General features: G+C 70.8%; 21 protein-coding genes and 6 pseudogenes. 13 read left to right on the top strand and 14 right to left on the bottom strand.

Annotated elements, in window-relative coordinates; genetic code table 11:
• Positions 1-66 precede the first annotated feature (66 nt).
• Positions 67-615: pseudogene (locus ACWCPY_RS36645) on the bottom strand (DUF5753 domain-containing protein); the annotation flags it as partial.
• Positions 616-689: 74 nt separating this feature from the next.
• Between ACWCPY_RS36645 and ACWCPY_RS36640 the strand changes: the two are divergent.
• Positions 690-875 (top strand): hypothetical protein, encoded by a 186-nt coding sequence (locus ACWCPY_RS36640; RefSeq protein ID WP_451272486.1) that lies wholly within the window; start codon positions 690-692, stop codon positions 873-875.
• Positions 876-901: 26 nt separating this feature from the next.
• Here the strand turns inward: ACWCPY_RS36640 and ACWCPY_RS36635 are convergent, their stop codons facing one another.
• The 4 genes from ACWCPY_RS36635 to ACWCPY_RS36620 form a co-directional block, all read right to left on the bottom strand.
• Positions 902-1450, bottom strand: a complete 549-nt coding sequence (locus ACWCPY_RS36635) for a DUF2087 domain-containing protein (RefSeq protein WP_451272484.1) — start codon at positions 1448-1450, stop codon at positions 902-904.
• 70 nt (positions 1451-1520) lie between these two features.
• Positions 1521-1853, bottom strand: coding sequence for a DUF6204 family protein (locus ACWCPY_RS36630; protein ID WP_451272482.1), 333 nt, complete (start codon positions 1851-1853; stop codon positions 1521-1523).
• A gap of 139 nt (positions 1854-1992) precedes the next feature.
• A complete protein-coding gene (locus ACWCPY_RS36625; protein WP_451272480.1) occupies positions 1993-3684 on the bottom strand; it encodes an MFS transporter in 1692 nt (563 codons plus the stop codon).
• Positions 3681-4469, bottom strand: a complete 789-nt coding sequence (locus ACWCPY_RS36620; RefSeq protein WP_451272478.1) for a TetR/AcrR family transcriptional regulator — start codon at positions 4467-4469, stop codon at positions 3681-3683. The genes ACWCPY_RS36625 and ACWCPY_RS36620 overlap by 4 nt, the downstream gene beginning before the upstream one ends.
• Positions 4470-4902: 433 nt before the next feature.
• Here ACWCPY_RS36620 and ACWCPY_RS36615 point away from each other — a divergent pair.
• Positions 4903-5191, top strand: a pseudogene (locus ACWCPY_RS36615) (DUF6009 family protein); the annotation flags it as partial.
• A 235-nt stretch (positions 5192-5426) separates the two neighbouring features.
• A complete protein-coding gene (locus ACWCPY_RS36610) occupies positions 5427-5798 on the top strand; it encodes a hypothetical protein (RefSeq protein ID WP_451272476.1) in 372 nt (123 codons plus the stop codon).
• A 442-nt stretch (positions 5799-6240) separates the two neighbouring features.
• Here the strand turns inward: ACWCPY_RS36610 and ACWCPY_RS36605 are convergent, their stop codons facing one another.
• Complete coding sequence (locus ACWCPY_RS36605) at positions 6241-6696, bottom strand: hypothetical protein (RefSeq protein WP_451272474.1); 456 nt, start codon at positions 6694-6696, stop codon at positions 6241-6243.
• A 144-nt stretch (positions 6697-6840) separates the two neighbouring features.
• Positions 6841-7098: pseudogene (locus ACWCPY_RS36600) on the bottom strand (glutaredoxin domain-containing protein); the annotation flags it as partial.
• Between the two features lie 407 nt (positions 7099-7505).
• Here ACWCPY_RS36600 and ACWCPY_RS36595 point away from each other — a divergent pair.
• From ACWCPY_RS36595 to ACWCPY_RS36585, 3 genes are all read left to right on the top strand, one after another.
• Positions 7506-7970 (top strand): nuclear transport factor 2 family protein, encoded by a 465-nt coding sequence (locus ACWCPY_RS36595; protein WP_451272472.1) that lies wholly within the window; start codon positions 7506-7508, stop codon positions 7968-7970.
• 110 nt (positions 7971-8080) lie between these two features.
• Positions 8081-10123, top strand: coding sequence for a hydantoinase/oxoprolinase family protein (locus tag ACWCPY_RS36590; protein WP_451272470.1), 2043 nt, complete (start codon positions 8081-8083; stop codon positions 10121-10123).
• Positions 10120-11823, top strand: a complete 1704-nt coding sequence (locus ACWCPY_RS36585) for a hydantoinase B/oxoprolinase family protein (RefSeq protein ID WP_451272468.1) — start codon at positions 10120-10122, stop codon at positions 11821-11823. The genes ACWCPY_RS36590 and ACWCPY_RS36585 overlap by 4 nt, the downstream gene beginning before the upstream one ends.
• A gap of 96 nt (positions 11824-11919) precedes the next feature.
• On the opposite strand, the gene ACWCPY_RS36580 is transcribed toward ACWCPY_RS36585, so the two are convergent.
• From ACWCPY_RS36580 to ACWCPY_RS36565, 4 genes are all read right to left on the bottom strand, one after another.
• Positions 11920-13488, bottom strand: a complete 1569-nt coding sequence (locus ACWCPY_RS36580) for a helix-turn-helix domain-containing protein (protein ID WP_451272466.1) — start codon at positions 13486-13488, stop codon at positions 11920-11922.
• Entirely contained in the window at positions 13482-14612 is a 1131-nt protein-coding gene (locus tag ACWCPY_RS36575) for a DUF917 domain-containing protein (RefSeq protein WP_451272464.1), read from the bottom strand. Before ACWCPY_RS36575 ends, ACWCPY_RS36580 begins: the two co-directional genes overlap by 7 nt.
• Positions 14609-15925, bottom strand: a complete 1317-nt coding sequence (locus ACWCPY_RS36570; RefSeq protein WP_451272462.1) for a hydantoinase/oxoprolinase family protein — start codon at positions 15923-15925, stop codon at positions 14609-14611. Before ACWCPY_RS36570 ends, ACWCPY_RS36575 begins: the two co-directional genes overlap by 4 nt.
• A gap of 106 nt (positions 15926-16031) precedes the next feature.
• Complete coding sequence (locus tag ACWCPY_RS36565) at positions 16032-17396, bottom strand: MFS transporter (protein ID WP_451272460.1); 1365 nt, start codon at positions 17394-17396, stop codon at positions 16032-16034.
• A gap of 217 nt (positions 17397-17613) precedes the next feature.
• Between ACWCPY_RS36565 and ACWCPY_RS36560 the strand changes: the two genes are divergently transcribed.
• Entirely contained in the window at positions 17614-18090 is a 477-nt protein-coding gene (locus tag ACWCPY_RS36560; protein WP_451272458.1) for an ATP/GTP-binding protein, read from the top strand.
• Positions 18091-18342: 252 nt separating this feature from the next.
• Here the strand turns inward: ACWCPY_RS36560 and ACWCPY_RS36555 are convergent, their stop codons facing one another.
• A complete protein-coding gene (locus ACWCPY_RS36555; protein ID WP_451272456.1) occupies positions 18343-18969 on the bottom strand; it encodes an isochorismatase family protein in 627 nt (208 codons plus the stop codon).
• 216 nt (positions 18970-19185) lie between these two features.
• On the opposite strand from ACWCPY_RS36555, the gene ACWCPY_RS36550 reads away from it, so the two are divergent.
• Positions 19186-19677: a MarR family winged helix-turn-helix transcriptional regulator gene (locus ACWCPY_RS36550; protein WP_451272454.1), complete on the top strand. Its 492-nt coding sequence runs from the start codon at positions 19186-19188 to the stop codon at positions 19675-19677.
• A 500-nt stretch (positions 19678-20177) separates the two neighbouring features.
• Here the strand turns inward: ACWCPY_RS36550 and ACWCPY_RS36545 are convergent, their stop codons facing one another.
• Positions 20178-20495 carry an aldehyde dehydrogenase family protein gene (locus ACWCPY_RS36545; RefSeq protein WP_451272452.1) on the bottom strand — a complete coding sequence of 106 codons (318 nt, stop codon included), beginning with the start codon at positions 20493-20495 and terminating at the stop codon, positions 20178-20180.
• A gap of 16 nt (positions 20496-20511) precedes the next feature.
• Between ACWCPY_RS36545 and ACWCPY_RS36540 the strand changes: the two are divergent.
• Together ACWCPY_RS36540 and ACWCPY_RS36535 are read left to right on the top strand one after the other, a co-directional pair.
• Positions 20512-20634, top strand: a pseudogene (locus ACWCPY_RS36540) (IS5/IS1182 family transposase); the annotation flags it as partial.
• 95 nt (positions 20635-20729) lie between these two features.
• Positions 20730-21005, top strand: coding sequence for a hypothetical protein (locus tag ACWCPY_RS36535; protein WP_451272450.1), 276 nt, complete (start codon positions 20730-20732; stop codon positions 21003-21005).
• A gap of 174 nt (positions 21006-21179) precedes the next feature.
• Here ACWCPY_RS36535 and ACWCPY_RS36530 read toward each other — a convergent pair whose 3' ends face one another.
• Complete coding sequence (locus ACWCPY_RS36530; protein ID WP_451272448.1) at positions 21180-22133, bottom strand: DUF5996 family protein; 954 nt, start codon at positions 22131-22133, stop codon at positions 21180-21182.
• 250 nt (positions 22134-22383) lie between these two features.
• On the opposite strand from ACWCPY_RS36530, the pseudogene ACWCPY_RS36525 reads away from it, so the two are divergent.
• From ACWCPY_RS36525 to ACWCPY_RS36515, 3 genes and pseudogenes are all read left to right on the top strand, one after another.
• Positions 22384-23223: pseudogene (locus ACWCPY_RS36525) on the top strand (IS256 family transposase); the annotation flags it as partial.
• Between the two features lie 27 nt (positions 23224-23250).
• On the top strand, positions 23251-23403 hold the full coding sequence (locus ACWCPY_RS36520) for a hypothetical protein (RefSeq protein WP_451272446.1): 153 nt from the start codon (positions 23251-23253) through the stop codon (positions 23401-23403).
• 313 nt (positions 23404-23716) lie between these two features.
• A pseudogene (locus ACWCPY_RS36515) lies at positions 23717-24421 on the top strand (eCIS core domain-containing protein); the annotation flags it as partial.
• Positions 24422-24513 lie beyond the last annotated feature (92 nt).

The following is a 24513-nucleotide window of genomic DNA, read 5'->3' as shown; positions in this document are numbered from 1 at the left end:
CCGCCGCTCATGACAACGCCCCTGCCCGACTTCGGCCGGAGCAGGGGCAGTTTCGTGCGTTCGGGGTCAGCCCAGCGCGTCAATCGCCTTCGTGATCAAAGCCCTCGCCTCGGCTCCATAGACTGCAGTGCGCCGCAGCTCCTCGAACGCCCGGACATACAACCCGATCTCCGTGGGCTGCGTAATGCGCACCTGCGCCGACACCAACTCAACGGACACCAGCGAGTCGTCATACACGTGGAACGTTTCTCGCGGCCACTGCCCGCGCGGACTGCCGGCCGGAATGATGCCGAGTGACACCGCGGGCAGGGCGCCAGCGCTCAGCAGGTAACCGAGCTGCGCTGCCATCGCCTCGATGTCGCAGATCCGGTAGTACAGCACCGCTTCCTCGATGAGGAGTACGAACCGGTGGCCGCGGTCGTGGACGATTTGTGAGCGATCAACTCGGGCCCGCGCCGCTGCCGAGCTGTCATCCACTGGCAGGTCACGAAAGCGGGCTGACATGCCGAGAACGGCCGTTGCGTACCCCTCGGTCTGCAGGAGGCCGGGGGCGAGCGAGGTGGAGTACACGCGGAACAGTTCGGTCTCGCTGAAGAATGCCACGGCACTGTGCTGAGGACCGCCTGTGACTCGGTGCGCGATACAAATACTTCCGACCGCATGCACCGAGCTATTCCTGGGGGAACACCGTGAAGTACACCCGCATCACCGCTCTCGCCGCCATCGGCGTCGCCGCCACCCTCTCGCTCACCGCCTGCGGCAGCAACGATTCCGGCAAGGACTCGTCCTCCAAGGGCTCCTCGTCCTCGTCTTCTTCGTCCTCGGACAGCGGCTCGAAGTCGCAGGGCGGCTCGGAGGCCAGGTACAGGCAGTAGGACGCGGCCCTGTCTCCGGCCGGTCTTCATCCGGCGCTGTCCCCCGGGGCGGCGAGCCGGTAGCGTCCGGACTCGCGGGCCAGGAGTCCGTCGTCGACGAGGGCGCGCCGCAGCGAGACGGCGTCCAGTGCGCCGTCCTCGCACCACGGCTGCAGGCGGTCGGTCACCGTCCGCTCGTCGTAGTCGTCGCCGGCGGCGAAGGAGCTCCCGGCGACGTGCCCGAGGGCCGCGCGACGAGCGTCGGCGTCCTGCTCCGGCACGTTGACCAGGATGCCGCCGCGGATGTGGCCGCGCAGTTGCGGGTTGGGCTGGTCGGCCGCCGTCTCCTCCGCCACACGCCGGGCGGCGCTCTCCGCGGCTGCGGCGAGGGCGTCGTTGTCCAGGGTCAGCGAGCCGCGCCCTTGGACGAGCAGTCCGCTGCGGACGAGCCGGCCGATGGCCGGGGCGGCCTGCGGTGCGCCGAGCCCCGAGGCGGAGAGGATCTCCGAGGAGGTCGACGCGCCGAGGGCGGCCGCCGAAAAGACCCGGCGCAGCACCGGATCGGCCAGCTCGATGGCGAGTTGTTCGGGTGTCATGAGAGGGAACGCATCCTTTCTGAAGCCTGCCCGGCCCGTGCGCCTGGCAGGTGCTGGTTCTGTCGGGGGCTCAGCGGCCCTTCCGCTTGACCTTGATCTTGGACAGGTCGGTGGAGACCGACCGGAGGTCGCGGTACTCGCCCCCCAGCTTGCGGATGGCGGCCGCGGCCAGTTCCTCGGCCTGGCCCAGCACGAGGTCCTCGGTGTCCTCCTCGGTCGCCGGGATGAGGACGCGGAAGGTGAAGGTGAGCAGGGCCGGCTCGTAGGTCACGGTGCCCTCCTCGGTGAACCGGGCCTTGAACAGGTCGTGTTCGCTCGCCCGGGCGATCAGGGGAACACGCTGTTCATCCGTGAGCTCGGCGAACTTGCCGTGTGTGATGACCTGGTAGGTTGTATCGCTCATAACTGTGTTCTCCAGGTGTGGATTCGGTCATCGGCCCGCGTTCCGCTGGCGCGCCGTGGAGTTGACCGCGCGTCAGTCGATGACGGGGCAGCGGGCCGGCTTGGCAGCCGGTGGCGAACACCCCTCCAACCGCCGAGGCTCACTTCTGCTCCGGCCGGTGCGTCCGGTGCGGCAGGAGGAACAGCAGGCCGGTGACGAGCACCAGGCTGCCGGCCGCCCAGTACAGAGCCTCGCTGTAGGTGGCGATGAAGGTCTTGGAGCGGATCTCGCCGAGGGTGGTGTCGATCGTCTTGGCGTCGGCGCCGGAGTCCTGACGGGTGCCCGGGGTGCTCGCGAGCAGTGTGGTGCAGCTCTCCGGCACCTTGGTCGGGTCGGCCTGGCCGAGCGAGTCGGTCGCGCAGCTGCGGATCGCCCGGGCCTGGGCCGGTGCCACCGTCTGGACGGTCGGGATTACCTTGTGGGCTTGCGGGCCCGCGTTGCTCGCCAGGGCGGAGAAGAAGACCCCGCCGATGATCGCCACGCCGAGGGCCGCGCCGAGCTGACCGGTCGCGTTGATGATGCCGGACGCTGCGCCCGCTTCCTGCGGCTTGACTTCGCGCAGGATCAGGCCGGTCAGCGGGGCCATCAGCAGGCCCATGCCGGAGCCGAGCAGGAGCATGGACGGGACGGCGTGCCAGGAGGTTATGTCGCTCCCGGCGTGGTTCGCGACCCAGGCGTAGGAGGCGATGCCGAGCATCATCATCAGGGCGCCCGCCACCAGGGTGTACCGCCCGTACTGGGGGAAGAGCGTGCGCACCGCGATCGTGCCGACGATCGGGACCCCGAGCGAGAACGGGATCGCGGTCAGACCGGTGTGCAGCGCCGACCAGCCCAGGCCGCCCTGGAGATAGAGCGTCCAGCTGAGGAAGAAGCCCGCCGGGACGGCGCTGAAGAGCATCTGCGCCGCGACGCCGGCGCCGAACGCGCGGACCTGGAACAGGGAGAGGATCACCAACGGGGATCCGTCCTTGCGGGTCTTGTACCGCTCGTAGAGGACGAAGCCCACGACGACGGGCGCGGCGCCGAACAGGCAGGTGATGCTCCAGGCGGGCCAGTCGAGTTCACGGCCGAGCATGAGCGGCAGCATCAGCAGAAGCAGCCCGATGATCGCGAGCAGCATGCCGATCAGGTCCAGCCGCATCGCGTGCGGGGACTTCGACTCCTTCATCCACTTCGCGGCCCCGATGAGGGCGGCCGCGCCGACCGGCAGGTTGATCACGAAGATGCTCCGCCAGCCGAGGTCGAGCGGGCTCCAGTCGACCAGGGCGCCGCCGAGGATGGGGGCGGCGACGATGGCCAGGCCGATCATGCCCGCGTACAGACTGACGACGCGGCCGATCTCATGCGGGGCGAACGTGACGTGGATGATCGCCAGGACCTGCGGGACCATGATCGCGGCGGCCACACCCTGGAGGATGCGGGAGGCGACCAGCATCTCGGGGTTCTGCGCGGCTGCGCACAGTGCGGAGGCCACGACGAATCCGGCGACACCGGTCATGAACATCCGCTTGCGGCCGAATATGTCGCCGAGCCTGCCACCGGTGATCAGGATGGCCGCGAAGGAGAGTGTGTAGCCGGCGGTCACCGCCTGGATGACGACGGCCGACGCACCGAGGTCGCCCTGGATGGCCGGGATCGCCACGGTCACGATGTTGACGTCCAGCAGGTCCATGAAGGTGGCGACCAGCAGAACGGCCAGCGCGAGCCACCGCTTCGGGTGCGGCGCGGGGGCGTCGGAGGCGACAGGCGGTCCGGCGTTCAGCTGTTTCGCCTGCCCTGCCTTGCTGCTCATGGGTTCTTCTCCGGCTTCTCGATCGATGGCGTCCGGCCCTTGGTGGCCGGACGCCCGGGGGACAGGCGGGAGGTTTCCTCGGCGGGCGCGGGGTTCCGGGCCAGCGCGCTCCACGAGCGCATCAGCAGCTCGATGGCGTTCGCGACGGTGTCGATGTCGCTGTCCTCGGGGGAGAGCACGCGCTGGATGGACAGGCCGTCGCCCAGCGAGTACAGAACAAGAGCCAGGAACTCGACCGGGGCCGGGGGAGCCACCGAGCGGGCGGCGAAGCCCTGTTCCAGCGCCTGGGCGAGCGCGGCGCGCGAACGACGCTCGCGGTCCGCGAGCACCGGCAGCAGCTCCGGGTCGCGCAGCCCGTAGAGCCAGAGCTCGGTGCGCAGGGCGAGCCAGCTGCCGAGGGTCTCGTCGCGCTGGCGGTACCAGGACCTCAGGTGCTCCATCAGGCTGTCGAACGACCCGGCGTCGCGGCTGATCTCCTGCATCTCCTCCAGCTCGTGCTGGGTGCGCTGCTCCAGCAGGGCCAGGACGAGTTCGTGCTTGCCCTCGAAGTTGCCGTAGAACGCGCCGCGGGTGTAGCCGGCGCGCTCGACGATCTGCTCGACCGAGGTGCCGTTGACGCCGTGCTCGGCGAAGAGTTCGGCCGCGGCCTGCAGCAGCTGCTCGCGGGTGAGTTCCCGGCTCTGCTGCCGGGTGAGTCGCCTGGTGATGGTGATCGTCTCCTGATGCGTCGTTGGATACGAGACTGTATCCAGATACAGGTCTGTATCTGAAATGGTTTTCCGCACGACGACGGGCTGCCGCCGGCTCCCAAGCGAGGCGGCGACAGCCCGAGGACGACCGGCGGAACGAATCCCGAGGTCGGCGCACGTAGCGGCGCATCCGTCGGTCCAGTTCCGCGGCCGGGTCAGCGGTGATCCCGCCGTGGGCCGACCGCAACGGAGTGGAACGCGACAACAGCCATGCATGTCGACATCGCCGCCGACGCGAAGACGTCCCGGCCGGAGCTCGACCCCGTCATTGCAGTTGCCACGTGAGGGCGACACCCTGCGGGTGACTCGCCTCGACCGATTGTCCCGCCCGGTGCCGGACCCGGTGACTCTCGGCGCCGAGTTGACACACCCCCGCGCCCTCGGTGTGCCGCGTCGGCCCAGCACCCCGCGCGGCGATCAATGTCCGGTCGGCGTTGACGAGACGGACGGTGAGGTACGAGATGGTGCCGCCCTGGCCAGAGGCTGGCGCCGCAGGCCCTGCTACGAACGCGACGGACGCATGGTCGGCTACACCGAACTCGACGCGCACGCCGAAGCCGACACCGACAGCGGCCTCCAGCTCCGCCGCGTCTTCTTTCCTCTCCTACACGACCGCGACTCCAACCCAGACGGGCCCTACCACGAAGGCGCCCCGGGCGAAGCCGTCGATCCGTACCATTGAACCCAAGCGCGTCGGCGACAAAACCCCCCGCTCCCAACGCGGCTCCGCCGCAGTAATAGCAGCCCCCAGCACCTGAGCCCTGGTGGTACCGAGCGCACCGTTGGAAGCACCGTCCCGCCGTTCTCGTCCTGGCGAGGAGCCCGACTCCGTCGGCCACGAGGCCTCAGGCGGACAGGAAGCTCAGTAGAACGACAGCGCAGTGTCCGCAGCCCTGGGCTCTGACGCTATCGTCTTCTATCGGCCACGGACTGAGCAGTTCAACCGAAGCGCTGGCGCGGCGACACTGAACTGCGGCAACTGGGAGAATGGGCATGGAGGACCGAAGGACGGCGGAGGTTCGCAGCGAGCATGTGTGGGCCGAGCGGCTGACGGAAGGAGTGACCGTCGCCGTGGCGTTGGGCCTCTCGTTCTTTCTGCTGGCCGGCCCGGCAGTGTTCTTCGGCACGAACGCCTGGCATCTGGTGACCGACGCCGAGACCACCGCGTACAGCCGATTTTGGGTGCCGGTGCTCTTCCTCGGCCTCGTGGCGCTGCCGCTCGTCCTGGCCGGCGTGGTGTTCCGCTCGGGCCGGCGCAAGGGCAAGAAGCGGCTGACAGCGGCGGTCCCGGCAGTACTGGCGTTGCTCGGAGGGGCTGCCGTGCCCTTCGCAGCTCTGTGTCTCATCTTTGTGTACGCAGACTGACCTCCTGTTACGGCATGTCCGCCCGACGTTCACAAAGACGGGCGCGTTGTCACCCTCACCTACCAGGTGAACCGGCAGCTGCGCCGCTTGACGGTCCTGAACATCGTGTGGCCGTGCCGACAGCACGGATAGCGTCCCGCTCCATGAGCATTGCTCATCTGCCTCCCGCCGAGTACTACGCCACCCTCCTCAAGAACATCGGTGGGGGCAGGAGCGGCCATCCGCGACCCCGCCGGACGGTTCCTCCTGGTGAAACCGTCCTACCGCGACCACTGGGAAGTCCCGGGCGACGGCCTGGACCTGGGCGAAGACGTCTCCAGCGGATCGCCACAGAGAACACCACCCTCAAGCGGCCCCCCATGTGACCCTCACCCCGGACCCGTCCGTGCGATCTGCACACCGTGGTCCGCGAGGCCGCCCGGGACGATTCCGTGCTGGAGCGTCACCCGGCCCCGTAGCGCCTGCCCATGGTCAGCACCTCCTGCACGGCTCCGGCGGGTTCGAGCAGCATCACACCGGCCTCGCGGCCCTCGTGGTGGACGCGGAGGCGGGGGCCGTCCGCCACGACGCGCAGTTCCGGCCACGGGTGGTTCCACAGCAGGACGGCGCGTTCCCACATCTGCATCCCTTTTGTGGTGAGGCGGAGTTGGTACTGCGGGCTCTCGTAGGGCGGCGGCGGTCCGTGGTCAGCGTACGGCGGGCGAACCGTGTACGTGCCGATCACGATTTCCCCGGGCTCCAGGGTTTCGGCGCGCGTGGCGTCCTCCCGGCCCAGCCGTGCACCGGCCCGGCCCCCGAGCGCCGCCACCAGTGCGGCGGCGGGTGCCAGGACCCACCACGGCGGCGCGACCTCGGCCAGGCGCGCGGCGGCGGTCACGGCTGCGAAGAGCGCTGTCACGGCGCCCGCGCACACTCCGGCCCGTCGGATGCGCCGGGACCGCTCCTCGGTGGTGTCCCGACCCGGTGTCGTCCGCGTGTTCCTCGGAATCCGCACGTTACCCAACCCCCAGCGCGTCGTAGGCCTTGTCACCCGGTCGATGTCTCAAGCGGAACGGGACAGCTGTCGGTGCACCCACGCGGGATCGGGGTTGGTGTGCGGCCGGCCCGCCACGACGACGGTCGGCACCGTCTCGTTGCCGTCATTGATTGCCCGCACCGCCGCGGCCCCCTCCGGGTCGCGCCGGATATCGACCCAGAGTACCTGGCGGGCGCTCAACCCCAGCCGGACGCGCAGGTGCATGCAGTACGTGCAGCCGGTTCGCCAGTAGACGACCGGCCGCCCGTCGGCCGCGCTGCGCCTCCAGGGCGCCGGCTGCTCCTGGAGCGCGACGGCTTCCCTCGCGCCGGCGAGCGCGGCCCGCTCCAGGGTGTCGTGATCGGCTCCCGTTCACGTGAGTGGATCGAGTGGTTCGCGGCGACGAAGAGGATGCTGCGCAAGCATCACTTCGCCTACCCGGCGCGGCGGCGGTACGGACGAGCGGAGCGATCTTCGTCCCGTGCACTTTGAACGCCCGCGTCAACACCATGCCGGCGACGGCAAACGGGCCGGGTGAACTCGGCCGTCCCGGAGGCGGAGCAGGGAGCGAAGAACCTGGCCCAGGCCCTCCGTCTGGTGGAGCGGGTGGCGGGGGTGCGGGCGGTGGCCCGGCCGGTTGCTGTGTAGTTTGGCCGCCGTCGCACCCCCGAGTACCGCTCAGGAGCACCGCCATGTCCCAGATCCCCCTGCCTCTCCCGTCCACCGCCCGGCCGGGTGCGTCGGCGGCCGACGCCGACGCCGTTTGGGCCGTCCTCACCGCGATGTACGAGGCGTACGACGCGGGCGACCGCGCCGGGATCGACCGGGCACTCGACCCCGGGGCGACCGTCTGGGACTCCGCCGCCGACCCGCTCCTGCTCGGCAAGGCCGACCTCGACCGGATCCGCGACGCCCGCCCGGCGCCCGGTGAGGGACCCCAGGAGACAGGCCTCACGGCGTACGACCGCACCATCGACGTCTTCGGCGACATCGCCGTCCTGCGCTTCTGGCTCCGGGTCGACTTCACCCCCGCCCCGGACGGCGCCCCGCACCGTCCCGAGCTCATCCGCAACACCGTGATCCTGCACCGGGCCGGGGCGTCCTGGCGGATCGTCCACCTCCACGAGGACGTGCGGCAGCCGGGCCCCGCCGGCTGACCCCGGGCGCTGCGCACGGCCGGACCCCGCGCACCGTGCGCAGCGCACAGCCGGGCGCCGTGCCTTGCCGATAGCGTCACGCCATTCCCCTGAGAAAGCCGGGAGGCGACATGACTTACCGGGTGGCCATGGACATCGGTGGCACATTCACCGATGTCGTCGCGTACGACGAGACGCGCGGCACCTTCGAAGCGGCGAAGACCCCCACCACGCCGGGAGACCTCGCCGAGGGCGTCTTCTCCTCGCTGGGCCGGGCGGTCGACGACCCCGCCGACATCTCCTTCTTCGTCCACGGCACCACCCAGGGCCTCAACGCCCTGCTGGAACGCAAGGGCGCCCGTGTCCTGCTGCTCGCCTCGGCCGGGCTGCGCGACGTCTACCAGATCGCCCGCGGCAACCGGGACCGCATGTTCGACCTGCACTACCGCAAGCCCGTGCCGCTCGTGGACCGGTACGCCACCGCCGAGGCGGGCGGCCGCTTCGACTCGCGCGGCACCGAGCTGGCCCCGCTCGACGAGGCCGCCGTACGGGCCGCGGCCCGCCGCGCCCGCGACGAGGGGTTCGACGCAGTCGCCGTCGCGCTGCTGTTCTCCTACGTGAACCCCGCCCACGAACTGCGGGCCGGCGAGATCCTCGCCGAGGAGCTCGGCGAGGACGTGATGATCGTGCTCTCCCACCAGGTGGCCCGCGAATGGCGCGAGTACGAACGCACCTCGTCCGCCGTCCTGGAGGCGTACACCGGCCCGGTCGTACGCCGCTACCTCGGCCGGATCGAGGACCGCTTCGCCGCGCACGGGCTGACCGTTCCCGTCCAGGTCATGCAGTCCTCCGGCGGAGTCGTCAACGCCTCCTTCGCCCGTCGCCACCCCCTTCAGACCCTGCTGTCCGGGCCGGTCGGCGGCACCATGGGCGGAGTCGCGGCCACCGCGCTGCTCGGCCGGCCCAACGCGATCTGCGTCGACATGGGCGGCACCTCGTTCGACGTGTCACTCGTGCTCGGCGGCCGCCCCGACATCTCCAACGAGGGTGCCGCCGACGGCTTCCCCGTCCTGATGCCGCTCGTGGACCTGCACACCATCGGAGCGGGCGGCGGCTCCCTCGCCTACGCCGAGGGGGGCGGACTGCGCGTCGGCCCCGAATCGGCCGGCGCCGTACCCGGGCCCGCCTGCTACGGACGCGGCGGCACCCGGGCCACCGTCACCGACGCCAATGCCGTCCTCGGCCGTGTCGACCCCGACTGGTTCGCCGGCGGGCACATGACCCTGGACACCGGGGCGGCCCACCGGGCCGTCGCGGAACTCGCCTCCGCCCTGGGCCTCGGCCCCGTCGAGCTGGCCGGCGGCATCTGCGACGTCGCCAACGCCAAGATGGCCCAGGCGATCCGTACCCTCACCGTCGAACACGGCCTGGAACCACGCGAGTTCGTACTCCTCGCCTTCGGCGGGGCAGGGCCCATGCATGCTGTGGAGATCGCCCGCGAGCTAGGTATCGAGGAGGTCGTCGTACCGCGCTTCCCCGGCGCGTTCTCCGCCTGGGGCATGCTCGGCACCGAAGTCCGCCGCGACCTCACGCTCCAGTTCTTCACCCCCGGCGCCGGCCTCGACGGCACCGCGATGGCCCAGGCCCTCGCCGGACTGGCCGCCGAGAGCGCCGAAGCCCTGGCCGAGCAGGGCGTACCGGCCGAGCGCCACCGTATCGAGCACGCCGTCGACATGCGGTACGAGGGCCAGGACTACACCCTGACCGTGCCGCTCACCGGCCCCGCCGAGCCCGCTGCCGAAGACTTCCTCGCATCGGTCGCCGCACGCTTCGCCCGGCTCCACGAACGCCGTTACGGCCATGCGACCCCCGAGGCCCCCGTCGAGTTCGTCACCCTGCGCACCACCGCGCTCGGCGGGCTCCCCGAATTCGCCGCCGTCCCGTACGCGGCCGCGCCCGGCGAAGCCCCCGAAGCCCTGGTCAAACCGGTCGTCTTCGGGGGTGCCGCGCATGACACCGCCGTACTCCGCCGCGAACACCTCGCCCCAGGGCAGTACATCCCCGGCCCCGCCGTCATCGTCGAGGCCACCTCCACCACCGTCGTCCCACCGGACGCCACCGTCACCGTGGACGACAACGGATTCCTCGTCATCAAACTCGGAGGCATCTCATGACCACCGGCACCGGCACCAGCACCGCGGACGGCCCGGCCCCGGCCGCCATCGACCCGATCACCACGGAGATCATCCGCTGCGCGCTGCTCCAGGCCGCCGAGGACATGAACACCACCCTGATCCGGTCCTCCTACACCCCGACCATCTACGAGGCCAAGGACTGTGCCGTCGCGCTCCTGGACCGCGACCACAACGTCCTGGGCCAGTCCTCCGGCCTGCCGATCTTCCTCGGCAACCTGGAGGAGTGCACCCGCGCCACGGAGCGGATGTACGGCGCCGGCGTCTGGCGGCCCGGCGACGTGTGGGTGCTGAACGACTCGTACATCGGCGGCACGCACCTCAACGACGTCACCGTCTACGGCCCGATCTTCGTGGAGGACGAACTCGTCGGCTTCGCGGCCTCCCGGGCGCACTGGATCGATATGGGTTCCAAGGACCCGGGCGGCTCCATGGACTCCACGTCGATCCATCAGGAGGGCCTGCGCATGGGCCCGTTGAAAATCTACGAGAACGGTGAACCCTGCGTACTCGTCCACGATCTGATTGCGCGTCAGGTACGGTTCCCACACCCCACCCTCGGCGACATGCGCGCCCAGGTGGCCTGCGCCCGGACCGGAGCCCGCAGGCTCGCGGAGATCGTCGGACGATGGGGCCTGGAGACCGTGCTCGCCGCCCGCGACGCGATCTTCGCCCAGACCGAGCGGCTGGAGCGCCGGGAGATCGCCGCGATCCCCGACGGTGTGTACGAAGCCACGGGGCATCTCGACGACGACGGCATCGACCTCGGCACACCCCTGCACGTCACCGTCCGGGTCACCGTCGACGGCGACCGCATGACGATGGACGTCACCGACTGCGCCGACCAGGCCACCGGACCCGTCAACTGCGGTGCGGCACAGACCGTCGCGGCCTGCCGCGTCGGCTACAAACTGCTCGTCAGCGGTGAAGTCCCCCTCAACGGAGGGTCGTTCAAGCCACTTGACGTACTGACCCGGCCAGGCAGCATGCTCGCCGCCGTCGAACCTGCCGCCTGCCAGTACTACTACTCCCACCTCGGCCTCGTCATCGACCTGGTCGTCAAGGCGCTCGCCCCGGCCGTCCCGGACCGCGCCGCCGCGGCAAGCTACGGCGACTCGATGATCGTCCAGTTCACCGGAACCGACCCGCGCAGCGGAAAGCTCTTCGTCTCGCAGGAGGCGACAGTCGGCGGCTGGGGCGCCTGGGACGCAGCCGACGGCGAGTCCTGCCTGATCAACAACGTCAACGGCTCGCTGCGCGACATGCCCGTGGAGGTGCTGGAGACCCTCTACCCGGTACGCGTCGAGGAGTACGCGATCCGCCCCGACTCCGCGGGCGCCGGCCGTACCCGCGGCGGCAACGGAGTGGTGCGCCAGTACCGGTTCGCCGCCGACCAGCAGCTCTCCCTGTGGTGGGAGCGCTCGGTCACTCCCGCCTGGGGCATCTTCGGGGGTACCGCGGGGGCGGCGCCGCGAGTGACCCTCAACCCGGGCCGCGATGACCGGCGTTCACTGCTGAAGGCCAACGCACTGAGCGTGCGCGAGGGCGATGTGCTGCGCTGCGAGAGCGGTGGTGGCGGCGGCTTCGGCCCGGCGGGGGAGCGGGCGGCCGAAGCAGTGGCCGAGGACATCCGCCAGGGCCTGCTGACGGCCGGACACGCGCAAGCCGTGTACGGCGCCTGACGGACCGGCAAGGACGGTGGCGGAAGAACCCCCAGTGGGTTCTTCCGCCACCCCGTGCTCGGGCCGACAGCGCACGGAGCCGCGAAGGAACAACCCTCAAGACGCCGCGCCCCTGTCGCGCAGCAGGACCCGGCACGCCAGATGCAGTGCCAGCCGCTGTGACGCATCGTCGGGATCGAAGCCCAGCGCGCGGATACGCTCCAGCCGGGCAGCCACCGTGTTGCGGTGCACCCCGAGCACCTCGGCCGCCGCCGTCGGCGCCGCACCCGCGTCGAGGACGACCGCCAGCGTACGCAGCAGGGTGCCGTCCCGGTCCGCTGCGAGCAGCGGGGCGAGCACCACCTCCGCAGGACCGCGCAGCATCTCGGCCGGTACAGCGGACAGCAACTGTGCCGCGCCCATCCGGTCCCCACGTACCACGCTCCCCGACTCCCCGGCGGCCGCCACCCCGGCTGCCGCGCATGCGTCGGTCAGGACCGTGCCGAGCGCGGACAACGAGGCCGCTGTGCCCGCCACCCCGCCGACGACCGGCACATACGGGGCCGCCGCGGCGAGCGCGTCGGCCAACTGCCGGGCCGCCGCCTCCAGCGGATCCACCCTGTCCGCGAGGGCGACCGACTGCCAGGCCACCCAGCAACGCCCGTACGCCACCAGCGGTCCGCCCGGCCCCACCGAACTCCAGACCGCGCGCAGCGCGGGGCCGGGATCGGGACCGTCCCAGCCCGCGACGGGACGCAGCGCGTAGCCGATGAGCGGACCTTGGGCGGGCCAGCCCAGCGCGGCCGCCTCGGCCTGCCCGTTCTCGCCGGGCCCCGCCCCCACCTCGTCCTGGCCGGGTCCGCCACCGTCCACGGCCCCGGCGTCCGCCTCCAGCAGCCGGCGCAGGAGCAACGCCGCGCGGTGGCCGGTCCGTTCGTCGTCCAGACGCCGCACCGCGCACCAGGCCGTCAGCGGAGCGACCGCGAGGCGGAGCACGTCGCGCACCGTCTCCCCCCAGCCCACGACCCGCGAACCCGACCGGGCGACCAGCGCGCCCAGCGAGCCGCCGGCACCGTCCGGGACCTCCACCCGGACGGTGAGCGCACCACCCTGCGCCGAGAGCGCGGCCCGCCGGCCCGCCAGCAGCTCACCCGTCGGCCCGGTCAGCGCGACCGCCGTGGACGGCAGCACCGCGTGCAGAGCGGACAGCACCCGCCCGGCGTGCGGACCGGTGTCCGCGAGCGCACGGGCCGCCTGGGCCACCAGCGCGGTGCGCCCCGCGTCGGGGCGCGCGACTGCGGAGGCGATCCGGACCGCGGCGTCCAGCGCGTCCTCGTCGATGACCAGCAACGGCACTCCGAGCCGGTCGGCGAGCACGCCCACGGAACCGGGCCGGCCCGCTGCCTCGGTGACCACGACACAGGCCGCGGCGTGCTCCCACGCCTTGCGCAGCGCCATCTCCACGGTCCAGCCCGCGGCCGCGACCCGCCCGGTCAGTACGACCGCGGTATGGGGTTCGAGAGTGTCGAGCACCGATGTCCGGTCCACGATGCGCACCGAACGGACCTCCGCGTCCCGCCCGCTCGCCCCCGACAGCCGGACCCCGGCGAGCCGCCCCTGCTGGACGAGTTCCGCGACGGTGAGCGGGCCCTCGCGGACAGGCCGGGCGGCCGGGCGGTTCACCATGATTCCTCCTGCGTGCCCGGGGAATCCAGCACGCCGGTACGGGCCAGCCGGCGGCCCTCGGGCGTGTGCCAGGCAGGCGCGGCGGGGATGACCACCACTTCGACCTCCACGCCCGGCACCGCCCGCTCCACATCCAGCACCCGCCGGTCGGCGGAGGCCGAGAGGATCAGGATCTGGTCCGGGGCGGCGGCGACCGGCGCCCCGTCCGCCAGCGCCAGCAGAACCTCGTTGTGCGCCTCCAGCCGGAAGCGGCGGCCGATCCCCTCCGTCTCGGCGACCAGCACACTCGTGGGACTGGACGGAAGCGCCGGCCACGGCGGGGCAGAACCGGGCCCGGTGAGGCCGTACGCTTCCGGCGGCTCGTAGCCGTACGGATCGTCCTGGGCGCCCACCGGGTGCTCCACCGCCGTGATCCGGCCCCGGCACAGCCGCCGCGGCGACCACGGTGCGAACAGATTGCCGGGCCGGGCCGTGCCCGCGCGGATCGCCCGGCCGACCGTGCCCGGCACCACGCAACCGGCCAGCACCTCGCCCGGCATCGCATAGCAGACAGCCACCGCCCAGCCGCCGGCCGCAGGCACCAGTGGCCGCACCAGATCCTCCACCCGCCCGCCCGCCGACTCCACCACGACCACATCGCCCGACGGGGTCGCCAGCGCAAGGGGCGCCGCGGCCACCCCGGCCAGCGTGAACGTCGACTGCTCCAGCAGCGGCAGCACCCGCCCGCAGCCGTCACCGTCGACCAGCGGCAGCCCGCAGTCGGCCGCTGCGGCCACCGACAGCAGGGCATTCTCACCGGCCGTGTTCAGCGCGACGACCGCATCGGCGCGGGCACCCAGCAGCCGTTCCAGCGCACGCACCGCCCGTACCGTCTCCATCCCCGTCGGCAACTGCTCGGCGAGCGCCGCCGACGAGCCGACCAGCGTCACGGTCACGCACAGCCGCAATCCGCTCAGCTCGTCGGGGGCCAGCAGCCGCACCGGCCCGTGTGCGGCGACCGACGCCCGCGCCCAGTCCAGCGCCACCCGGAACGCCGACTCCGCCGCACCCGCCGCCAGCACCAGCGACCCGGCCGCCAGCCGCTCCAGCACAGCAGCGTCCACCCGCACCGGCACGCCGGTCACGACATCGCTCCCGCCGGCGCGCCCACGGCCCGGACCCTGATCCGGTGCACCCCGCCCGGGAGATACGAGACGGGTGTGTGGACGGTCCGTGCGATCCGGGCCCCGCCCGGCGCCGCACCCGCCGACACGACCCGCGCCAGCGCCTGGTCACGGGCCAGAGCGATGACCCGGTCCAGTTCCGCACGGCCCGGCGCGACCACCACCTGCTCCAGTTCCACCCGGGTGTCCGCGCGTGCCACGCCGTACGCGGCTGCCCGGATCCCGTCCGGCGCGCCCCCGAAGAGCGACGCCGCGCCGCCCGCGTACAGCACCGTGCTGCCCGGCGAGCGCTCCAGCACACCGGCCACCAGCGCTTCCACCCGCTGACGTGCGTCGGCGGGCGGTCCCTCCCCACCGAACGGCAGGGTGTCCAGGCGGGGCCTGCCCACATCCATCCAGAGCCCGCCGGGCCCCGGGCCCGCGTCCCCGGCCTCCAGCTCGCCGTCCGCGACGGCCGAGCAGCGGATCGAGGAGCCGGCCGCGTCCACGACCACGGCACGCTCGGCACCCGCCAGCAGAGCGGCTCCGCGCAGCGCGCAGGCCGTGGCGGAGGCGGTGGCGATCACCGGATAGCGGCGGACGTACTCGGCGGAGACCAGACCGGCATCGTCCCGGGCGAGGAAGAGCGGCGCCGTGATGCCACGCGCGCGCAGCGTTCGCCCGGCGGTGTCGGTGAGGTGCTCGGCCCAGGGGCCGAGCGCGGCGTTGGCAGCAGCGGCGTTCTCGCGCTCGCGCAGGCCGGGGGAGCCGATCTCGTAGGAGAGGGTGATGTGCGCACCGGGCAGCAGACGGGCGATCACGGAGGCCGCGGTCAGTTCGGGCTCCGGCCGGGCGGGCGACCCGGCCGCGCAGACGGCGAACGCGGTGATCGACGCCGCCGCGGCCTCCCGGGCGAACGCCTCGACACCGGCCCGGTCCAGCGGCGCCAGCTGCCGGCCGGTGAGCGACGAGCCGCCCGCCACCACCCGCGTCAGCCCGCCCGGACGCGGCGACGGGCCGAGCGCGGGATGGCAGGCGGACGAGATGCGGAGTACGGCGACAGGGGAAGGCGTGTTCGGCGTACGGTCGAGATCCGTCGTGAGACAGACGACATCGGCACGGTCGTACGGGGCGTCCCCGGCACTGTCCAGCGCGTCGAGGACATCGCGCAGGCAGCGGTCGAGGGAGGCCGACGACGCGACCACGGCATGCACCGAAGGAGCGCCGCCGGGGCCTACGAGAACGGCGACCGTCGTCGTACGCCCCACGTCCACACCCAGTCTCACCTGCGTCATCCTGCCATCACATCCTGGGGACCGCGCCGTGGAGAGCGCCTGCCGGGCCGCTACGGGGCAGTCGGTCGGGCAGACGGAGCCGATGCGGACGCCCCGCGCCGGGCCGCTATTCCAGGTCACGGCCCTCGGTCTCCGGCAGCGGGGCGGCGAAGAGCAGCGCCACCACCAGGAAGGCCGTGATGAACAGGATCGTCGTGGAGAACCCGGTCGCCTGAGCCAGGAGAAGACCGACCACCGAAGGAGCGAGGGACGTCGCCACCAACTGGGCGGCAGTGGCCCAGGAGTACCCCGTACCCCGCAGTGCGGTCGGGAAGAACTCGCCGTTCCAGGTGTTCCAGACACCCCAGGCACCGAGGCTGAAGAAGGCGAGGGCGAAGTTCGCGAGGTACAGCTCGGTCATGGAGCTGGAGTAGGCGAAGAAGATTCCACTGATCGCGGCAAGCGCCACGTACGGCAGGAAGACCTTCTTGCGGCCGAAGCGTCCGGTCAGCAGCGACGCCGACACATAGCCGGGGATCATGAACAGCGCGCTCAGAGCGACGAACCCGAGGCTCGCCGACATACTCAGGCCCTTGTCCTGGAGCAGCGTCGGCAGCCAGGTCTGCAGGCCCCAGTAGCCCCAGTTGAAGGTGAAGTTCACGACGAGCATCAGCACCGTGATCCGCAGCAGCCTGCCACGCAGCAGCTCCACCGGGCGTCCGGTCCGCTCGGTGGCGACGACGGCGAAGCGGGTGCCCTCCGGGACATCGGCACCCAGCCTGCGCAGCACGGCAGCGGCGTCGTCGTGACGGTTCTGCGCGGCCAGCCAGTACGGGGACTCCGGGACCCAGGCACGGATCGCGAAGACCCAGAGCCCGGCCAGGGCGGAGGCGATGACCACCACATGCCAGCCGAGGCTTGCCAGCAACTGCGTCACGCCGACCGCGGCCAGCACCCCGACCGGCCAGCCGATCGACAGATAGACCGCGGCCCGGCCACGCATCCGGGACGGCAGCAGCTCCAGGAAGTACGGGAAGGTGACCGTGTAGATCCCGGCCAGCGCCAGCCCGGACAACACCCGGGTGACCAGCAGGACCGTGAAGTTCGGGGAGAAGGCGGAGGCCAGCGCGACGACTCCGTAGGCGGACAGGCTCCACAGACACACCGCGCGCCGGCCGATCCGGTCCGAGACCGGACCCCAGACCAGCGCACCGGGAATCATGCCGAGTGCGACGGCGGACAGCACCCAGCCGATCCGGCCGGTGTCGATGGAGAACGCGTCGCCGAGATCGCCGGAGACATAGACGAGGGCGAGCTGCTCCCACGACTCGATGACGAAGGCCATGAACAGAGCCAGCGCCGCCAGGACATGGGCGCGTCCGAACGGCATGGCCTCGAAGAAGGACCCGACGGGCCGCAGACCGGCGGCTCCGCCCGGCCCCATCTCCAGGGGTTCTCCGGTTCCACCGGAACGTGCAGTTGTTGCGCTCACCGGCTGTCCTCCAGGCTTTCGTACCGACCGACTCACCCCTCGGCGGGTGGGGATGGCGGCACAGTAGACAGGCCCGGGAACGGGAGCCTGTGCGCAGCGCACAGGGGAGTGGGGGGCCGCTGTGCTGTGCGCCCCGGCGGCCTGTGGAGGGGCCGCACCGGCGGGAACTGCCACGGTAACCCGGCGCGGGCGCGCAGCGGCCGGGGCCGGGGCCGGGATGCCGACGCGGACGTGGATGCGGGCGCCCCGCTCGACGCCGGCGTACGGACCCGCGACAGCGACGGCGGGCGGCGTCACGGTCACCGCCACCGCGCATGTGGCGACGATCCGGTGGGACACGGGCGACGGCACCACCGCCACCTGCAACGGCCCCGGCACCCCGTACACCGCCGACCGCGGCACGTCCTCCTCCCCGGACTGTGGCCACCGCTACACGCAGACCTCGGCCGGCCGCCCGGACGACCGCTACCAGGGCACCGCCACTGCGACCTGGACCGTCACGTGGACCGCCCCCGCCTCCGCCCTCGGCGACGGCGGCACGCTCACCGAGACCCGACAGACCGCGCTCACCGCCGCGGTGAGCGAGGTACAGGTCCTCAACAGGAACTGTCCGGGCTATTCATGGCCGGTGTCAGCTGGGCTACTGCTTGAGGCGGCGGTGGCAACGAGCTGCCCGTCGATCACGCGCCGGTGATCCCCCCACCGCCCGCAACGTCTGTTGCTGACCGGCAGGAAGGGCCGCAGCCGTTCCCACTCGGCGTCACTCGGATCACCCCGCCCCATGTCCACATCAACGGCACGGGCACGGACCAGTCACGTGATCGCCCGGACAAGTGATAGTCCTCGTGCGGGGAGAGCTCGCGGAACGGTACGAGTGGAATGGCATGCACCACCGGCCGACGCCGGGATCCTGTCAGACCCCGCCGGGCCCGGCGGTCGATGGATGCTATGCCTGATGGGCCGCAGCGATCTGGCCGACCAGAACGGCGAATGGCATGTCGAGGGCGGCGTAAAGGGCGCCGGAGTCGTGGGCGGCGTTGTCCGCCAGCGCCTCGACCATGAGGGTTGCGTAGTCGGAGACGATGACACCCGCCTGCTGCATGCGGAGCAGTCCGGCCTCCCGTTTGGCCTGGCTGAAGGTGCCGGAGGCGTCCAGGGTGACATAGGCGTCGTACCCGGCACCTGTGGCGGAGATCGCGGGCAGGGCCGCGCAGACCTCGAGCGACACCCCGGCGAAGATCAGCTTCTGTCGGCCGGTGGCCTCGATGGCCTCACGGACCCGGTCGTCGTGCCAGGCGTTGACGGTGCTGCGGTCGATGATCTTCTGTCCGGCTGGCAGTGCCTGGACCAGTTCGGGGGTGGTCGGCCCCCACATGCTGTCGGCCGCGGTGGTGGTGACTACCAGCGGGATGCCCAGCACGGTCGCCGCCTGGGCCAGCGCCACCACATTGTGCTTCAGTTCGCCGACCGGGACGTCCCGAACGCCGGAGAGAAGTCCCACCTGGTGGTCGACCAGCACCACGGCGGCGTTCTCCCGGGTGATCGACTCCTGGAACTTGCTGCGCTCGCTCATCTTTCCGCTCCTTCGAGGGTTGGGTCACAGCCTCATTAGTCACTAATCTTGATAGTCAAGATTAGTGACTACTTTGAAGGTATGCCCCTGCCGCCCGGAGCGCAAGCACCGGCCAGGCCGGGAGACCCCTCATCCCGGGCGAGCCAAGCCCGCCAGGCAGGACTAAAGTTGCCGGTCACGGCAGAGCGGCAGACAAGCGCGGAGACGGGAGGGACCTTGACCGGGCACCAGAACACGGACCCGGACCTCGGCGTACTCGCCGCCCAGGTTCTCTTCTCCGTCCAGCGCGAGCTGTTTGCCGCCCTCGCCGAACAGGGCTTCGACGACATCCAGCCCCGCGCCGGCGCCGTCCTCGCCTATCTGCGGACCGACGGCATCCGTGCGAGCGAGCTCGCCCGCGCCTCCGGACAGCACAAGCAGGTCATCGGCACCCTCATCGACGACCTCGAACGCCTGGGCTACGTCGAACGCAAATCCGACCCTGCAGACCGCCGAGCCAAACTGATCCACCCCACCCAACGCGGTCTGCTCCAGAGGGAGGCCGCCACCTCCATCATGCGCACGATCGAGGAGCGCCACGCGAAGGCGCTGGGCAAACGTGAGTACGCCGCCTTCAAGGCCGCTTTCCAGTGCGTGGCCGCACTTCAGCATGAGACCGAGCACGGCAGCCAGGGCACCGGGACACGGACGGTCCGCCCCGACCGGTGAGGCCGGTTGAGCCCGTGCGGCGCACGCGTGTGCCGGGACCGGAGATGTGACTGGTGGAATCGGGCTGGGAAACTCTCCGGATTCCCTCGGACTCCGCGTGGGTGCTCCGGACCGGCATCGGACGAGGCCAGCTCGAGGGGCGACCCCGTGGTTGGTTCGCAGGGCCCGGTCGGTGAAGGTCACGTCTCGCGCGCCCAGGAGCTGGAATCCTGCCTCGTGAGGCGGCGAGCCGACCAGCTCGACCATCGACGGCTGACCTTGGCCGCGCAGGCGCACCAGTCCCCGGCAGGTGCCCGCTGGCACTTGACGGGCGACGCCGATGTGGACGCTGAGAGTGCGGGCGAAGATCGCGGCGGGCAGTGGGTGGCGGGTGGGGTCGGCGACCCCGGCGAGTTGAGGGCGGCGGCCCGGTCATGCGCCTGGGGTATCTGTGCGCCGCGGGTGCGGGCCGTTCTGTCAGGCGAGGACCTCGTCGACGGCAGGCCGATGTGGGGTCGGCCTCAGCCCGGAAGGCAGCCTGACAGTCTTGCTGTAGCCGAACTCCCGCAGGGTCTCGGCGGCGTGCTCGCGGCCGTAGCCGCTGTGCTTCGTTCCGCCGAGCGGTGGGCCAACAGACGGGAGGCGGCCGTGCAGGCTTCGCCCTGGTTGACGAAGCCGCCCTCCACGGCCCCAGCGACAGCGGCGTCAAGGTTGGCGTCCTCGAAAATCACCAGGGGGTGTGCCGCCCAGTTCCACCAGGTGGGGGTGAGATTGTCCGCAGCCGTTCTGAGCACTGCGGCGCCGGTGGCGGGGGAGCCGGTGAAGGATGGTTTGCGCACCAGGGGTCCTGCCCGACGACGTCGTGCCGGGCAAGGGGTCTGTGGGCGCCGCGCTGGCGGGCCAGCCCCGCTTGTGCGGCGCGGTCGGGTCGGCGGCAGACCGCCGGCCTTCGACCGTGAGCTCTACAAGGCCCGCAACGGGCGGCGGGTTTGTCGATCCGTGTGGTGATGGCGCGGAACTGCTGGAGCCGGTTGAAGCAGCGTTCGACGACGTCCCCGGCCTACCGTTGAGCCGTGACATGGAACGAAGCTGAGTATCTCGACTGCCTGCAGTCCGAGCGGCGTGGCTACGCGTGGGTAATGCACCATCATGGCGGGCTGGCGCAGAAGGAGGCCAGGGAGGCCGCCCTGGAGCGATACCCGTACGAACCGCCTGAGGCGCCGTACCGCGGGCTGATCTTTCACGACGAGGCGTGGCACTGGGCGATGCTGGCGATCCACAGCGATCGGTACGTAGCGGAACACCCCGAGCTGGTTCATCCGTCACCTGACTACCGAGCCCTTGAGTAGCCAATCGACGAGCGCATTGGAACACCGAGGAAACGCTCCGCGACCGCTCCCCAAGATCTGCGCCAGAACCGAGAAATGATGTCAGTGCATGAGACGGCCCGCCGCCCGTGAGGGTGGCGGGCCGTCGAGATCGAACCCGCAGGAGTCGGCCTCGAGGACCAATCCGGACCTGGGTCAGCCGCGCCGGTGCTGGACGAGCGTGGGCGGCGTCCTGCTCATGTACCAACCCTCGACGCGGGGTCCGACGAGGTCGGACGGCCAGCCTGCCGTCTCGACGGCGGCATCGTAGACGGCGTCACCGAACGCCACAATGGCCTGGTGCGGGTCCGCTGTCTCCCTGAGCCTGGCCCACGGCAGGCGAACCAGACCAGCGTCGGGATGCCAGGCGGCGCCCTCGACACCCCAGGACCGGCCCCCGAGACCGTCCGGCTGGGGCCAGATGTACGCATACATGCCGACGCTCGGCGCCTTGGCATCCCCGAAGGAGAACCCCACCGACACGTACGCGTCGAGCTGGCCGTTCTGCATGAACGGCGGCTGGTGGGGCGGCGGCACGGTGGGCTGCGCCCGGAAACGCGTGGCGGACAGGTCGAAGCCGCCCCACATCACACCGACCCGGGGGCGGTGTCCCAGGAAGGGGGCCTGCCACGCCTCGAGCCCGTCAGCGGCAAGGTTCAACGCTGTCCAGATCAGCCGGGCCGCGTCGCCATCCCACCTGCGTTCGACGTGATCGTCCTCGAAGCGCGGCGGGGCATCCGGAATCTCACAGATCAACGAGCTGCGCGGTCGGTGTATGCCGAGCTCGTCTGCCGCAGCGCAGAAGGACGCATAGAACATGGCGACTGATCCCTTGGACAACGGCACCGTCCGCGAGCCATTGTCGGACTCGATGACCACGCCACCGTCGAGCAAGCTGTAGTGCACAGCGAAGGTCACGCCTCGTTGCCGAAAGGTTGGCGTACTGAGCCCCCGGGGAGTGACATCGAGGACGATGTTTCCCCAGCCAACTTCGAAGGGCTCGTCGAGGGTGTACTTGCCTGCGACCTGTACCACCCGGTTCACGTAGTCAACCATAGGCGCCAAGTCCTCATGATCCAGCGTTGGCCACGCATTGAGACGTTCGCTCACAGAGAGCCTCCCAGCGTGTCGATGGGATCAGCGGGAAGGAACGTCACGTGCCGCGCCCGCTCCCCATGCAGCGACGGGCGGGCCTCGACACCGAACTGCGATCCAGTACCCAATTCTCACACGCAGGTCAGGGTCCTGCCGCTCGGTGGCGCCGGGCGTCCAAGGTGCTGGGCCAGCAACCGCGCATCTTCATGCCGGCACGGCGATCATGCCGGATCGCCGCGCACAGCTCGACCTTGGAGATCTGCGGCATGGCGCCGAGGTCTCCCGGCAGACCATCTCCACAATCACCGACAAGGTCCTGGACGGCATGGCCGAATGGCAGAACCGGCCTCTCGACATCGTCTATCCGGTGGTCTTCATCGACGCCATCCGCGTGAAGATCCACGACGGCGCTGTCACCAACCGCCCCATCTACGTGGCCCTGGCCGTCACCGTTGAGGGTCGGCGGGAGATCCTGGGCCTGTGGGCCGGGGACGGCGGCGAGGGCGCCAAGCACTGGATGCACATCCTCACCGAGACCAAGATCCGTGGCGTGAACGACGTGCTGATGCTGGTCTGCGACGGTCTCAAGGGCCTGCCCGAAGCAGTGGAGACGGTCTGGCCCCGCACCGTCGTGCAGGCCTGTGTGGTCCACCTGCTGCAGAACTCTTTCCGCTATGCCGCCCGCCAGGACTGGGACAAGATTGCCGAGCTTCTCAAGTCCGTCTGCACCACTCCCACTGAGGAGGCTGCCCTGGAGCGGTTCGCTGAGTTCGGCGACGCCTGGGGCAGGAAGTATCCGGCGATCGTCGAGCTGTGGGAGAACGCATGGGAAGAGTTCACCCAGTTCCTGCGGTTCGACACCGAGATCCGTCGCATCGTTTGCACCACCGACGCGATCGAGTCGGTCAACGCCCGCATCCGGCGAGCGGTCAAGGCCCGCGGACACTTTCCGAACGAGCAGGCCGCGTTGAAGTGCGTCTACATGGCCATCATGTCGCTCGACCCCACCGGCAAGGGCCGAGCCCGCCGGACTATGCGCTGGAAGACCGTGCTGAACGCCTTTGACATCACATTCGACGGCCGGCTCTCAGCGGCCCGCCAGTAACCCGGCCGACCTGGCTGCACAGTTCGTTTGACAGACCCGGTTGTGGTGCTGCACCGCTGGAGGTGGAAGGACGTCCGCCGATGCTTCACCGATCGCAACGGCTGGTGGCACAGGCTCTCGGCGGACGGGATCGAACTGTTCGCCACGGTCTCGATTACGGTCACCCGCTACCGATACTGAGGCAATACGATCCCCAACCCCTGGACCCTCAACCATGCCCGGACGGCAGAGACCGTGGAGAGCCCGGTGCGGTGAGAGCCGCATGCCGGGTCCGGCGAGCGGCACGGAGAACCGACCGATGGCAACACCGGCACCGCGCTCCGTGCCGACTCGACAGTACGGCGTGCCGGCGGCGATCCGGTCGATACCCGCCAGGCGGACGCGCTGCCCGTACGGGCTACCGCATCGTGCCCGTACACCCCTTATCCGCGTCCACTGCACCAGGTAAGTAGGGAGAGCACAGCGAAACTGCCAGTCCTACGAGCGGAAGTCCATGTACTCGCAAGAAGCGACAAAGAACGAAAAGCAGCCGCAGCGCCCCGTCAAGAGCGTGGCTGAGCGGCCAGGGGAGGCACCGAGCAGTCGGGTGCCCTATGCGCTGCTCGAGCTGCAGCGCACCGTCGGCAATGAGGCCGTCGTCCGTATGCTCCAGCAGGACCGGCACCAGCACGGCGCAGGCTGCGGCCACCAACAGCCCACGGCGGAGCCGGTGCAGCGCTCCACCGTGCACGACGTGCTGCGCGCGCCGGGCAAGCCGCTGGACGAACCGCTGCGCCAAGAGATGGAATCCCGCCTCGGCGCCGACTTCTCCGACGTCCGCCTGCACACCGGCTCCGCAGCCCGCGACTCCGCCGCCGAGGTGGGTGCCCGTGCCTACACCTCCGGCAGCCATGTCGTCATTGGCGACGGCGGTGGCGACAAGCACACCCTCGCCCATGAGCTGACGCACGTCATTCAGCAGCGCCAGGGTCCGGTGGCCGGCACGGACAACGGGGCGGGACTGAGTGTCTCCGACCCCGGTGACCGCTATGAGCGCGAGGCCGAGGCCAACGCGGTCCGGGTGATGAGGCGGACGCCCGAGCAGAGCGCCAGGAGCGACCAGGGCCCCCAAGTTGCCCCCGTACAGCGGGAAGCACACGCCATGGCCCGGGGCACGACGCGCGGCACCGATGCGACGGTTCTCCAGCGCTTTTCCCAGGTCTTGTGTCCTGAACATGAAAGGGAGTTGGTTGTAGGACAGCTTCTGGAATTGGTGCTGTGCGAAAGATGAAGGTTGTGGCCCTTCGAAGT

It is taken from the genome of Streptomyces sp. NPDC002403, assembly GCF_053593015.1.
This window is presented reverse-complemented; position numbering and strand designations above follow the sequence as displayed.

Excerpts from the sequence above, each read along its gene's own strand:
- ACWCPY_RS36555 (WP_451272456.1), bottom strand. The coding sequence starts at position 18,969 with ATGAGCGAGCGCAGCAAGTTCCAGGAGTCGATCACCCGGGAGAACGCC.
- ACWCPY_RS36630 (WP_451272482.1), bottom strand. The coding sequence starts at position 1,853 with ATGAGCGATACAACCTACCAGGTCATCACACACGGCAAGTTCGCCGAG.
- ACWCPY_RS36560 (WP_451272458.1), top strand. The coding sequence starts at position 17,614 with ATGCCGACGCGGACGTGGATGCGGGCGCCCCGCTCGACGCCGGCGTAC.
- ACWCPY_RS36590 (WP_451272470.1), top strand. The coding sequence starts at position 8,081 with ATGACTTACCGGGTGGCCATGGACATCGGTGGCACATTCACCGATGTC.
- ACWCPY_RS36570 (WP_451272462.1), bottom strand. The coding sequence starts at position 15,925 with ATGACGCAGGTGAGACTGGGTGTGGACGTGGGGCGTACGACGACGGTC.
- ACWCPY_RS36610 (WP_451272476.1), top strand. The coding sequence starts at position 5,427 with ATGGAGGACCGAAGGACGGCGGAGGTTCGCAGCGAGCATGTGTGGGCC.
- ACWCPY_RS36595 (WP_451272472.1), top strand. The coding sequence starts at position 7,506 with ATGTCCCAGATCCCCCTGCCTCTCCCGTCCACCGCCCGGCCGGGTGCG.
- ACWCPY_RS36580 (WP_451272466.1), bottom strand. The coding sequence starts at position 13,488 with ATGGTGAACCGCCCGGCCGCCCGGCCTGTCCGCGAGGGCCCGCTCACC.
- ACWCPY_RS36635 (WP_451272484.1), bottom strand. The coding sequence starts at position 1,450 with ATGACACCCGAACAACTCGCCATCGAGCTGGCCGATCCGGTGCTGCGC.
- ACWCPY_RS36585 (WP_451272468.1), top strand. The coding sequence starts at position 10,120 with ATGACCACCGGCACCGGCACCAGCACCGCGGACGGCCCGGCCCCGGCC.
- ACWCPY_RS36625 (WP_451272480.1), bottom strand. The coding sequence starts at position 3,684 with ATGAGCAGCAAGGCAGGGCAGGCGAAACAGCTGAACGCCGGACCGCCT.